Below are 12,734 nucleotides of genomic sequence, written 5' to 3'. Positions count from 1 at the left end.
CGGTGTCTTGAGCCGACCCACCTACGATACCCGAGCCTCCCCCGAACCGGAAGCCCCGCCTCCTCGGCCCACCGGACCCGACCGGCCAGCCACCTCGGCGGCCGACCGGACCCGACACGAGCAGGTCGACCCCGGTCAGCCCCGATCAGCCCCGGGCGACCCCGGCCTCGGCCCCCGCCTCACCCGCGCCCACTTCGGCCTCGGCAGCCGCGCCGGCCTCGGCCTCGGCAGCCCGCCGATCGGCCCGGCGTTCGCCGATGCGCTCGTACAGGTAGTAGATGACCGGCAGCACGACGAGGGTCAGCACCGTCGACGACACGAGCCCGCCGATCACGACGATCGCCAGCGGCTGCGAGATGAAGCCGCCGTGACCGGTGACGCCGAGCGCCATCGGGGTGAGGGCGAAGATCGTGGCCGCCGCCGTCATGAGGATCGGCCGCAACCGTCGCGACGCCCCCTCGAGCAGGGCCTCGCGCACCCGCAGGCCCTTCTCGCGGTACTGGTTCACGAGGTCGATCAACACGATCGCGTTCGTCACCACGATGCCGACCAGCATGAGCACGCCGATCAGCGACGCGACGCCGAGGGGGACGCCCGAGGCCAGTTGCAACAGGATCGCCCCGGTCGCCGCGAACGGGATCGACACCAGCAGCAGGATGGGCTGGATCAGGCTGCGGAACGTCGCCACCATCACGATGTAGACGATCAGGATGGCGATGAGCACCGCGAGGAAGAGCTGCGAGAAGGCGTTGGCCTGGTCGGCCGTCGCCCCTCCGATCGTCGCGTCGGTGCCGTCGGGCAGGTCGACGGCCGCGACCGCGTCCGAGACCTCGGTGCCGGCGGCCGACAGGTCGTCGGTCGAGGGCGTGATCGTCACGGTCGCCGAGCGCACGGCGTCGGTCGTCGTGACCGAGGTCGGCCCCGTCGTCTGCTCGACGGTGGCGATGGAGTCGAGCCGCACCGGCCCGGTCGGGCTCGGCAGCTCGAGGGCCTTCAACTCGTCGATGGTCGTCGGCGGGGTCGGGTCGACGGTGTAGACGTCGACCGAGCTGTCGTCGATCTCGAGCGACCCCACCCGGAAGGGCTGGAGCGCCTGCGACACGATGCCACCCACGGCGACCTCGCTGTAGCCGAGTGCCGCGGCGGCCGAGCGGTCGACCTGCACGCCGATGATGGGCTGGGCCGCCTGCAGGTTCGAGCTCGCCTCGGCGGTGCCGGGCAGACCCTGCACCTTCGTCAGCACGGCGTCCGTCGCGGTCTGCAGGCTGTCGGGGTCGGGGGCCGTGACGTCGACGGTGATGTCGTTGCTCGTGCCGAAGCCGCTCGAGGCCGACACCTCGATCTCGCCGGCGTCCGACACGTCGGCCAACTGAGACCGCACGTCGGCCTGCAGGGCGTCCTGGTCGGCGCTCTCGTCGGTGGTGATCGAGTACGTGACGGTGCTGTCGCCCGACCCGCCCAAGAAGCTCGCGATCGACGTGCCGCTCGACCCGATGGTCAGCTGCACCGTCTCGATGCCCTCGACGCCGTCGAGCACCTGCTCGACCCGGTCGGCCGCGTCGGACTGGGTCTGCAGGCTCGACGCCGGCGGCAGGGTCTGGGTGACGGTGAACGTGTTCTGGCCGCTCGCCCCGAGGAAGTTCGTCTTCATGAACGGGATGACGGCACCCGTGCCCACGAGCACGAGCAGCGCGACGAGGATCGTCACGACCGGCCGCTTCAGGGTGCCCCGCAGCACCGGGACGTACGCGCGACGCAGGCGGTCGAGCGGCCGGGCGTCGGACGGGTCGGAGGCGCGGGTCGTCAGTGACTCGACCGTCGCGCCCTCGACGGCCGCGGCCTCGGCGCCCGGAGCGTGCTTGTGGGCCTTCGGCGCCCGGAGGAACCAGTACGCCAGCACCGGCACGATGGTCAGCGCGACGAAGAGCGACGCGACGAGTGCGATCGTGACCGTGAGGGCGAAGGGCCGGAACAGCTCGCCGGTGATGTTGCCGACGAACGCCAGCGGCAGGAAGACCACGACGGTGGTGACCGTCGACGCCGTGATGGCGCCCGCGACCTCGCGCACGCCCACCGTGATGGCCGCGAGCCGGTCGACGCCCGCCGTGAGGTGCCGCTTGATGTTCTCGATGACGACGATCGAGTCGTCGACCACCCGGCCGATGGCGATGGTCAGGGCGCCGAGGGTCAGGATGTTCAGCGTGTAGTCGGCCGCCTGCAGGCCGATGAACGTGATGAGTACGCTCGTCGGGATGCTGATGGCCGTGACGATCGTCGAGCGGATCGACAGCAGGAAGATCAAGATGACGACCACGGCGAAGACCAGACCGAGCAGCCCCTCTTCGGCGAGCGAGTCGATCGACTGCTGGATGAACGGCGCCTGGTCGAACACGACGGTCAGCTCGACCCCGTCGCCCAGGTCGGAGGCGAGGCTCGGGATCGCGTCGCGGACGGTCTGCGAGACGTCGACGGTGTTGGCGTCGAGGGTCTTGGTGATGGCGACCGTCAGGGCGTCCTGCCCGTCGACGCGGCTGATGGACGTGACGGGTGCGCCGGTCAGCTGCACGTCGGCGACGTCGCCGATCGTGGTGGCCGAGGTGGCGTCGAGCAGCGGCAGGGCACGGATCTCGTCGACGCTGGTGAGTCGCTGACCCGCCTGGATCGACAGCGTCTTGCCGTCTTGCGTGATGGTGCCGCCGGGGATCAGGGTGCCGTTGGCGTCGAGGGCGTCCTGGAAGGCGGCGGTCGTCAACCCTCTCTCGGCGAGGGCCGTCTGGTCGGGCGAGATGGTGACGCGCTGACCGGCGTCGCCGTAGATCGAGGCCTCGCGGACGCCGTCGAGCTTCTGCAGGTCGGGCACGGTGACGTTCGTCAGGCGGTCGACGAGCGCCTGCGAGTTCGCCGAGTCGTAGCCCGTCACGGCGATCTGGATGACCGGCAGGTCGGCCAGGCTGCCGGTGACCACCTGGGTGTCGACGGAGTCGGGCAGCGTCAGGCGGTTGATGGCCGACTGGATCTTCTGCTCGGCCGAGTCGAGGTCGGTGCCGTAGGTGAACTCGGCCGAGACCGTGCTCTGCGAGGTGCTCGACGTCGCCGAGGTGCCCTCGAGCCCGGGGATGATCTGGACGGCCTGCTCGATCGGCGTCGAGACGTCCTCGTTGACGACCTCGGGCGTGGCGCCCGGGTACGAGCTGACGATCGCGATCTGCGGGAACTGCACGTTCGGCGCGAGCTCTTGCTTGAGCGAGGTCAGGGCGATGCCGCCGAAGACGGCGACGACGATGGTGACGAGGGCGATCAGCGCGCGGTTGCGCAGGCTGAAGACGGACAGCAGGTGCACGGTGCTCCGGTGGTGAGGGGAGAGCGAGGGAGGAGGCGGCGGACGACGTCCACCGCACCTCCATTGTCACCAGCCTCTCTGGGAACTCGCGGCGGCTTCTTGCACGCCGTGCAGGACGACGACAGCTCGCCCGGGTGGGGACGAGCCGATGCCCCGCAGGGCCGAGGAGGCGCGGGTCGCGCCCCTCAGACCACCTCGGCCAGCAGCGGCGAGGCCGGCGCCTGCACGCCGTCGATGCCGTCCCACGCGGCGCGCAGGGCGGCGAGCGCGCGGTCGGTGTCGCTGTCGGCGTACGAGAACGGCACGCGTACGAACCGCTCGAAGGCCCCGTCGACGCCGAAGACCGGACCGGCGGCGAGCAGCAGGCCCTCGCCGCGAGCGGCCAGGGTGAGCTGCGAGCTGACCGGTGCGCCGAGCCCGACCCAGGTGGTGAGCCCACCGGCGGGCGACGGCACCTGCCACGACGGGAACTGCTCGCGCAGGCCTCGGACGACGCGGTCGCGACCTCGTCTCAGGTGGCCGGCCCGCGCCTCCAGCACTCGGTCGAAGTCGCCCAGCAACTCGGCGACGACGAGCTGCTCGAGCACGGGCGTGCCGAGGTCTCCGGCCGAGCGGGCGCGCACGAGTCGGTCGACGAGCGGGCGTTCGGCACGGATCCAGCCGATGCGCAGTCCACCCCAGAGCGACTTGCCCACCGATCCGATCGAGACCGCCCGGCCGTACGCCGCCATCGGCAGGGGGGCACCCCGACGGTCGTCGATCGCCATCTCGGCCATCGTCTCGTCCGCGATCACCACCGTGCCCTCGGCGGCGGCCGCCTCGAGGACGCGCACGCGCTGCTCGGCGGGCATGGTCGCCCCCGTCGGGTTGTGGAAGTCGGGCATGAGGTACGCCACCGGCGGGCTGGTCCGGCGCAGGGCCTGCATCAACGACGCCTCGTCCCACCCGTCGTCGACGGTCACGCTGACGGGCACGAGCCGTGCCCCGGCCCCGCGCAGGGCCTCGAACGCATGCGGGTAGCCGGGCGCCTCGACCACGGCACGGTCGCCGCGTGAGACGAGCACGCGGGCGAGCAGCGCGATGGCGTGCTGCGCCCCGAGGGTGACGACGATCTGGTCGGCGGTCGTCGCGAGCCCGCGGCGTCGGTACCGCTCGGCGATCGCCTCGCGCAGCACCGGCCGCCCGATCGGGTCGTAGCCCGAGTCGTCGAGGTAGGCGCCGAGCCGCCCCGCCGCACGCTGGGCCGCCTCGGCGATGCCGTCCACCGCGGGCAACGCCGCCTTGGTCAGGTCGAGCAGGCCCTCGGTGGTCGTCGGGCGCGGCACCGAGGCGCGCGCCGGCAGGCGGACGACGCTGCCGCTGCCCCGCACGCTGTCGACGTGCCCCGAGTCGCGCAGGGCGGCGTAGGCCGAGGCCACAGTCGTGCGGCTGACCCCGAGGTGGGCGCAGAGGTCGCGCTCGGACGGCAGGCGCGTGCCGACCGGCAGCCGGCCGTCGAGCACGAGCAGCCGGATGCGGTCGGCGAGCGCCAGGTAACCCGGAGCCGAGGAGGCGCGCCACGAGTCGAGCAGGGCGTTCAACGCCCGCGACGAGACGGTGGTGGCACCGTGGTCGAGGTTGGTCACGCGGCCACCCTAGGCCGATTGGCCTCTTGTCACCAGGCCAGTCGGGCGATTGGATCGACGCATGCTCTTCTCCCGCCGCCTGCTCCAGCTGTTCGTCGGCCTGATCGCCTACGGCTTCGCGATCGCCCTGATGGTGCGGGCCGGCATCGGCGTCGCCCCGTGGGACGTCCTGTCGCAGGGCCTCTCGCAGCGCACGGGCCTCTCGTTCGGCACCGTCACGTTCGTCACGAGCCTCGTCGTCCTGCTGCTCTGGATCCCCCTGCGCCAGCGGCCGCGCTTCGGGACGCTCGCGAACACACTGATGATCGGCCCGGTCGCCGACCTGGGCCTGCACCTGCTGCCCCAGCAGACCGAGTGGTGGGCGCAGGGCCTGACCTTCGCCGGCGGCCTGCTGCTGCTCGCGGTCGCCAGCGGCCTCTACATCGGCGCCGACTTCGGGCCGGGGCCGCGCGACGGCCTCATGCTCGGGCTTCACGCCCGGCTCGGCTGGCGGGTGGGCGTCGCTCGCACCGTGATCGAGGTCACGGTGCTCGCGGCAGGCTGGCTGCTCGGCGGCCAGGTCGGCATCGGCACGGCGGCCGAGGCCCTGTTGATCGGGCCGCTCGTCGCGGTCACCCTGCCGCTGTTCGCACGGCGCCGGGTGGCGACCTCCGTGGTCGCCCCGGCCCGCGCCTCCTCGTCCGCCTGAGCGGCGCCCCGCCGTCGCCGACGCGCCCCGGGCCCTGGGCAGTACGAACCAGTTCGGACGAACCCTCCCTGACCGGGAATAAACCGCCCGCGAGCGAAGTTGACAGCCCCTCGCACGGGAGTAGAGTCGCCGCTCGTGACCAACGACACCCGGTCGCCGAAGCGCTGGCTGATCGGTGAACCCCTCCCCTCGGAGAAGCTCGAGGGGCAGCTGCTGCCGAAGCACCTCGCGCTGCCGATCTTCGCGAGCGACCCGCTCAGCTCGGTGGCCTACGCCCCGCAAGAGCTGCTCATGATCTTGCTGATCGGCGGGCTCGGGTTCCTCACGCTGGCCCCCTGGGTCGCCGTGGCCGTCGTCGTGCTGCTGCTCGTCGTCGTGGCCTCGTACCGTCAGCTGATCAAGGCGTACCCGTCGGGCGGCGGCGACTACGAGGTCGCCCACAAGAACCTCGGCGAGAAGGCCGGCCTCGTGGTCGCCTCGGCGCTGCTGGTCGACTACGTCATGACGGTGGCGGTGTCGGTCGCCTCGGGCGTCGACAACATCATCTCGGCCGTGCCCGAGCTGGCGCCGGTGCGCGTCGAGCTCGCGATCTTCTTCGTCGTCCTGCTGGCGGCCGTGAACCTGCGGGGCGTGCGCGAGTCGAGCAAGGCCTTCGCCGTGCCGACCTACCTCTTCGTGTCGAGCGTCTTCGTCATGATCGTCATCGCCCTCGTCCGCACGGCGCTCGGCGACCCGCCCGTCGCCGAGAGCGCCGACTACACGGTGCAGGCCGACCAGCTCACGCAGGCCGCCTTCGTCCTGTTGCTGCTGCGTGCGTTCTCGAGCGGCTGCTCGGCCCTGACCGGGGTCGAGGCGATCGCCAACGGCGTGCCGGCGTTCCGTCGCCCCAAGGTGCAGAACGCCCAGAAGACGCTCGTGCTGATGGGCAGCATCGCCATCGTGCTGTTCGCCGGCCTGGTCGCGGTGGCCCTCATCGCGAAGGTGCACTACGCCGAGGACGCCTGCGACCTGCAGGGCTTCGTCGACTGCGCCACCACGCCGCAGCGCAGCCTCATCGCCCAGATCGCCAGCGCGGTCTTCGGCGGCGCCCTGTTCGGCATCCCGTTCTACGTGATCCAGGCCTGCACGGCGGCCGTGCTGCTGCTCGCGGCGAACACGGCGTTCAACGGGTTCCCGTTGCTCGGTTCGATCCTGGCCCGCGACCAGTACGCCCCGAAGGCGCTCAACACGCGCGGCGACCGGCTGATCTACTCGAACGGCGTCATCGTGCTGGCCCTCGTGGCCTGCGCCATCCTGCTCGTGTACCAGGCCAGCGTGACGGGCCTGATCCAGCTGTACATCATCGGCGTCTTCGTGTCGTTCACGCTCGGGCAGACCGGCATGGTCGTGCACTGGACCCGCATGCTGCGCGAGGGCTGCGCCGACCGCGGCGCCGTCTACCGTGCCCGCGGCATCAACGCGTTCGGCGCCCTGTTGACGGCGTCGGTGCTGATCGTCGTGACGGTGACCAAGTTCACGCACGGCGCCTGGCTGGTGTTCGTCATCATGCCGATCCTGTTCGTGCTGATGCTCGGCGTGAACCGCTACTACCGCGACGTGCTGGTCGAGATCGAGCCCGACGCCACGACGCAGTTCGGCTCGCACGGCGACCACGCGATCGTGCTGGTCGGCACGATGCAGAAGCCCGTGCTCAAGGCCCTCGACTACGCCATCGCCGCGCGTCACGAGTCGCTCGAGGCGATCCACGTCGGCATCGACGACGAGGCCACGGCGTTGCTGCAACGGCAGTGGGCCGAACAAGACATCGACGTGCCGCTGCGCATCGTCGCCTCGCCGTACCGCGACATCAGCATGCCGTTGATCAAGTACATCAAGGCGCACCGCGAAGAACACGGCAGCGAGGTCGTGACCGTCTACACGCCCATCTACATCGTCGGCCACTGGTGGGAGGCCGCACTGCACAACCACAAGAGCCGCCGCATCCGCCAGAAGTTGATGCTCGTGCACGGCGTCACCATCTCGCTCGTGCCGTGGCTGCTCGACTCGTCCGAGGTGCTCTACGGCCGCAGGTCACGGCCGATCCCCGGCCAGGACCGTCGCGGCGAGCCGATCCGCCCCCGTCCGGTCCCCCGCCGCGTGCTCGAGCCGGCCGGTCGCCGGTCGGGCGCCGCCGGTGGCGCCCTGGGTGCCGACGCCGGCCAAGAGGGCCGTGCCGGCGCGGCGGTCGAAGGAGGCGCGGTGCAGCGTGGCCTGGACGCCCAGCCCGGTCAGGGCGGCGCCGCCGGCACGGCCGGCTCGAAGCCCGGGCCGAAGCAGACGCCGCGTGCCCCCGGTTCGGCCAAGGGCAACCGCGGAGGCGGTGCCGCCGCCCGGAAGGCCCGCTCGGCCGCCCGCAACTCGACCGGCACCGCCCCCCGCAAGAAGAAGTAGCCGCACCTCGGGGCGCCTCAGCGCCAGATCGTGTGCGGCCGCAGCAGCCGGTGCCGCGGCTCGCTGTCGTCGAGCAGCAGCGACAGCACGGCCCCCGCGACCTCGACGAGCGGCTGCTCGACGCTCGACAGCCCGAGTGCCGAGGCGACCGGGGTGTCGTCGTAGCCCACGACCGGCACCGTCGAGCCGAGCACGACCGACGCCCCGAGCGCGAGGGTGTCGCTGGCGCACACCACGGCGTCCACCGTGACTCCCGCGGCGAGCGCCGCGCGCACGGCGGCCGAGGCGAGGGGCACCGAGTCCTCGACGGCCAGGTCGAGCGCGTCGATCGAGGCCGGGTCGAGCGCGCCCCGCGACCCGAGGGCGTCACGCCACCCGCGCCTCCTGTCGTCCCCGGCACCCGACCCCTCGGGCCAGCCGAGGAAGGCCACGTGGGTCGCGCCGCGCGCCAGCAGGTCGTCGGTCGCCGAGGCCACTCCGGCCCGGCCGTCGACGTCGACCCAGCGGTGCTGCGGGTCGCCCATGTCGTCGAGCCCCCAGGGCCGGCCGAAGGTGACGAAGTCGGCACCGGCGTCGATGAGCCATTCGGTGCGCGGGTCGTCGAAGAAGGTCGAGGTGAGCACGAAGCCGTCGACGTCGGCGCCGTCGAGCAGGCGGCGGAACTGCGCGATCTCGTCGTCGGGCCCGGCCGCGGTGTACAGCAGGATGCGGTGGTCGCGGGCGTCGGCCTGCTCGGTGACGGCGTGCAGGAAGCGGTCGAGCACCGCGCCCGAGATGCCGTTCTGCACGGGGTCGAGCCGGATGCCGATGGTCGAGCTCTTGCGGGTGCGCAGTCGCCTCGCCGACGCGTGCGGGCGGTAGCCGAGGTCGGCGATGGCCCGCTCGACGCGACCCCGCGTGTCGGGGCGCACGATGTCGGGCGCGTTGAGCACGTTCGAGACGGTCTGCCGAGACACCCCGGCGACCGAGGCGACGTCGCTGACGGTCGGGAGGCGCGGCGCGGGCACCCGAGTCATCTCGCCCTCCGCCCCGGCGCCGGTCGGCGGCCTCCGGTCACGTTACCCCAGGCCTCGGGCGCCCCACGGCGGCTCTCAGCACCCTGGTCTTGACACCCGCCGGGCGGCCTGCTTACTCTGACCTCACGGATTTGATCGATCAAATAGATCGTCCGCCCCGCTCCACCCGGCACCACACCCCGACCCGACCACAGCACCCGCACCATCGCAACGACGCGACGAGAGGCCCACCATGCGACGACGCACGACCCGCCTGGCGGCAGCAGCCGCCCTCACGACCATCACCGCCCTGGGCCTCACGGCCTGCGGCTCCGGTTTCAGCGAGGGGTCGGGCGCCGCGAGCGACGGCGCCCTCACCAGCAGCGACGACTCGCTGACGGTGCTGATCGGCTCGAGCGGCGACGCCGAGACGAAGGCCGTCACCGACGCCGTCGCGAGCTGGTCCGACGACTCGGGCACCGGCGCCGAGGTCAGCGTGGCCTCCGACCTGCCGCAGCAGCTCAGCCAGGGCTTCGCCTCGGGCAAGCCGGCCGACGTGTTCTACGTGTCGACCGACACGCTCGCCGGCTTCGCCGGCAACGGCAGCCTGCTGGCCTACGGCGACCAGCTCGCCAACAAGGGCGACTTCTTCCCGACCCTCGTCGACAGCTTCACGCTCGACGACCAGTTCTACTGCGCGCCGAAGGACTTCTCGACCCTCGGCCTGATCATCAACACCGACATGTGGGCCGCGGCCGGCCTGACCGACGCCGACGTCCCGACCGACTGGGACTCGCTGAAGGCGGTCGCCGCGCAGCTCACGACGGCCGACCACGTGGGCCTGGCCTTCAGCCCCGAGTACGCCCGGGTGGGCGCGTTCATGGCGCAGGCCGGCGGCGCGGTGACCAACGCCGACGGCACCGAGGCGACGCTCGACTCGTCCGAGAACGTCGAGGCGCTGACCTACGTGAAAGACCTGCTGACCAGCGGCGACGCCGCGTTCTCGAGCGACCTCGGCGCGGGCTGGGGTGGCGAGGCCTTCGGCACGGGCAAGGCGGCGATGACCATCGAGGGCAACTGGATCACCGGCGCACTCACCAACGACTACCCCGACGTGTCGTACCAGGTGGCCGAGCTGCCCGCCGGCCCCGGCGGCCAGGGCACGTTGCAGTTCACCAACTGCTGGGGCATCGCCGCCGACAGCCCCAACCAGCAGGCCGCCGTCGACCTCGTCGAGCAGCTGACGAGCACCGACCAGCAGCTCGCCTTCGCCGACGCGTTCGGCGTCATGCCCTCGATCCAGTCGGCCGCCGACACCTGGAAGTCCGACAACCCCGACCAGGCCGCGTTCCTCGACTCGGTCGAGTTCGCCCAGGGCACGCCCACGCAGGACGGCTCCGCCGCCGTGATCAGCGACTTCAACTCGCAGCTCTCCGGTCTGAAGGACGGCGACCCGAAGACGATCCTCGAGTCCGCGCAGAAGAACTTCGAAGCGATCCTCCAGTAGCCCTCGGGGCACCGCGCCTCCCCCGGCGCGGTGCCTCGCGCTCCCCGACCGAGACAGCGCACGAAAGAGACAGCGCACGAAAGGCAGTCCCCATGACCGCGATCTCGACCAAGGCCCCCCGCCGGCGCAGCGCCGTCTCGCGCGGCGAGAGCCTCTCGGGCTGGTTGTTCGTCTCGCCCGTGCTGATCGTCCTCGGCCTCTTCCTGGCCGTGCCCGTGCTGATGGCCCTCTGGGTCAGCGTCTCGGACTGGACCGGGCGGGGCTCCCCCTTCGCGGCCGGCGTCGGCTTCGTCGGGGCGCAGAACTACCGAGACCTGCTCGGCGGCGGCAGCCTGGCCGAGCGCGACTTCGGCCTGAGCCTGCGCAACAACGCCTGGTACGTGATCCTCGTCGTGCCGATCCAGACCGCGGTGGCCCTGCTGCTCGCCGTGCTGGTGAACCGCCAGGTGCTGCGCGGCCGCGGGTTCTTCCGCACCGCGTTCTACTTCCCGTCGGTGACCAGCTCGGTCGCCATCACCGTCCTGTGGCTGTTCCTGTTCTCGCAGAGCGGCGCGGTGAACAAGCTGCTCTCGTTCGTCGGCATCACCGGGCCCGCGTGGTTCAACGACGCCAGCGGCGTGCTGCACAACCTGCTCGCCGTCATCGGCGTCACGCAGCCCCCGGCCCTGCTGGCCGACCACACCGCCCTCGGCGTCAGCTGGTGGGACTGGCTGGCCGGGCCGTCGGTCGCGATGTCCGCGTTCATCCTGATGGCCGTCTTCACCACCAGCGGCACGTTCATGCTGCTCTTCCTGGCGGCCCTGCAAAACCTCGGCGGCGACGTGCAAGAGGCCGCGATGATGGACGGCGCGAGCGGCTGGCAGCGCTTCTGGCGCATCACGCTGCCGCAACTGCGACCGACGCTCTTCACCGTGCTCACCCTCGGCCTCATCGGCACCTGGCAGGTCTTCGACCAGATCTACACCGGCACCCAGGGTGGCCCGCAGAAGACCACGTTGACGCCCGCCTACCTCTCGTACACCTCGGCGTTCGGCGAACAAGAGTGGGGCCGCGGCGCGGCCATCGCCTTCGTGCTGTTCGTCATCATCGTCGCGTTGACGATCCTGCAGCGCATCGTGCTGCGCGAACGGGCCGTGTCGAAGAGACGCACCCGGCTCTACACGACAGGAGTCGAGCGATGACCACGACCGCACCGATCGCCGACCGGGCGAACCCCTCCTCGCCGGTCGCGCCTCCCCCGGCCTCGCCGCGACCCGTCGGCCGAGAGCCCCGCAGCACGCGACGCATCGCCGGCACCTCGGTGCTCTACGCCGTGCTGATCGTCATCGCGGCGATCTACATCCTGCCGTTCCTCATCAACGTGGCGACGTCGTTCAAGACCGACCCCGAGGCGGCCTCCGACCCGCTGGCGTTGATCCCGATCACGCCGACGGTCGCCGCCTACCGCCAGCTGTTCCTCAACAGCGACTTCCCGACCTGGTTCCAGAACTCGGCGATCGTGACGATCGTGGTGACGCTCGGGCGGGTGTTCTTCAACTCGCTGGCCGGCTACGCCCTCGCGCGGCTGCAGTTCCGCGGGCGCAACGTCATCTTCGTACTGCTGATCGGCGTGATGGCGGTGCCGACGGTCGTGCTGCTGATCCCGAAGTTCCTGGTCATCAACCAGCTCGGCATGTACGACTCGTACTCGGGCATGATCGTGCCGCTGCTGACCGACGCCGCCGGGGTCTTCATCATGAAGAACTTCTTCGAGTCGATCCCCCGCAGCGTCGAAGAGCAGGCCCGCATCGACGGCGCCGGCACCTTCCGGGTCTTCTGGTCGATCGTGCTGCCGATGGCCCGGCCCGCGCTCGTGACGATCATCATCCTGTCGTTCCAGGGGTCGTGGAACGAACTCTCGCACTTCATCGTGTCGACCCAGTCGCCCGAGCTGACCACCCTGACCAAGGGCGTCGCGAGCCTCGCCTCGGGGCAGCTGAGCCAGGGGTCGCAGTACCCGATCAAGCTCGCGGCCGCCGCGGTGATGACCATCCCGGTCGCGATCGTCTTCTTCGTGTTCCAGCGCCGCATCATGAACGCCAGCGCCGGGGCCGTCAAAGAGTGACCCGCACCGCGACCCCCACCCCGTCGCACCCCACGCCCGCCACCC

At 71.3% G+C, this 12,734-nt stretch carries 8 protein-coding genes; 5 read left to right on the top strand and 3 right to left on the bottom strand.

Annotated elements, in window-relative coordinates; genetic code table 11:
- Positions 1-145: 145 nt before the first annotated feature.
- Together ITJ55_RS14840 and ITJ55_RS14835 are read right to left on the bottom strand one after the other, a co-directional pair.
- Positions 146-3,340 (bottom strand): efflux RND transporter permease subunit, encoded by a 3,195-nt coding sequence (locus ITJ55_RS14840; RefSeq protein ID WP_194596101.1) that lies wholly within the window; start codon positions 3,338-3,340, stop codon positions 146-148.
- A 185-nt stretch (positions 3,341-3,525) separates the two neighbouring features.
- Complete coding sequence (locus ITJ55_RS14835; RefSeq protein WP_194596100.1) at positions 3,526-4,965, bottom strand: PLP-dependent aminotransferase family protein; 1,440 nt, start codon at positions 4,963-4,965, stop codon at positions 3,526-3,528.
- Positions 4,966-5,026: 61 nt separating this feature from the next.
- Between ITJ55_RS14835 and ITJ55_RS14830 the strand changes: the two genes are divergently transcribed.
- Complete coding sequence (locus ITJ55_RS14830; protein ID WP_194596099.1) at positions 5,027-5,653, top strand: YitT family protein; 627 nt, start codon at positions 5,027-5,029, stop codon at positions 5,651-5,653.
- A gap of 135 nt (positions 5,654-5,788) precedes the next feature.
- A complete protein-coding gene (locus tag ITJ55_RS14825) occupies positions 5,789-8,083 on the top strand; it encodes an APC family permease (RefSeq protein WP_370544192.1) in 2,295 nt (764 codons plus the stop codon).
- Positions 8,084-8,100: 17 nt separating this feature from the next.
- On the opposite strand, the gene ITJ55_RS14820 is transcribed toward ITJ55_RS14825, so the two are convergent.
- Positions 8,101-9,099: a LacI family DNA-binding transcriptional regulator gene (locus tag ITJ55_RS14820; protein WP_194596098.1), complete on the bottom strand. Its 999-nt coding sequence runs from the start codon at positions 9,097-9,099 to the stop codon at positions 8,101-8,103.
- 232 nt (positions 9,100-9,331) lie between these two features.
- Between ITJ55_RS14820 and ITJ55_RS14815 the strand changes: the two genes are divergently transcribed.
- From ITJ55_RS14815 to ITJ55_RS14805, 3 genes are all read left to right on the top strand, one after another.
- Positions 9,332-10,585 (top strand): extracellular solute-binding protein, encoded by a 1,254-nt coding sequence (locus ITJ55_RS14815; RefSeq protein ID WP_194596097.1) that lies wholly within the window; start codon positions 9,332-9,334, stop codon positions 10,583-10,585.
- Positions 10,586-10,677: 92 nt separating this feature from the next.
- A complete protein-coding gene (locus ITJ55_RS14810; RefSeq protein ID WP_194596096.1) occupies positions 10,678-11,766 on the top strand; it encodes a carbohydrate ABC transporter permease in 1,089 nt (362 codons plus the stop codon).
- On the top strand, positions 11,763-12,689 hold the full coding sequence (locus tag ITJ55_RS14805) for a carbohydrate ABC transporter permease (protein WP_194596095.1): 927 nt from the start codon (positions 11,763-11,765) through the stop codon (positions 12,687-12,689). Before ITJ55_RS14810 ends, ITJ55_RS14805 begins: the two co-directional genes overlap by 4 nt.
- The last annotated feature ends 45 nt before the right edge of the window (positions 12,690-12,734 follow it).

The sequence above is a fragment of the Frigoribacterium sp. VKM Ac-1396 genome, assembly GCF_015350895.1.
In the GTDB taxonomy this organism is placed as follows: Bacteria; Actinomycetota; Actinomycetes; order Actinomycetales; family Microbacteriaceae; genus Frigoribacterium.
Note: the sequence above shows the minus strand (reverse complement) of the source record. Positions and strands in the feature narration are given on the sequence as shown.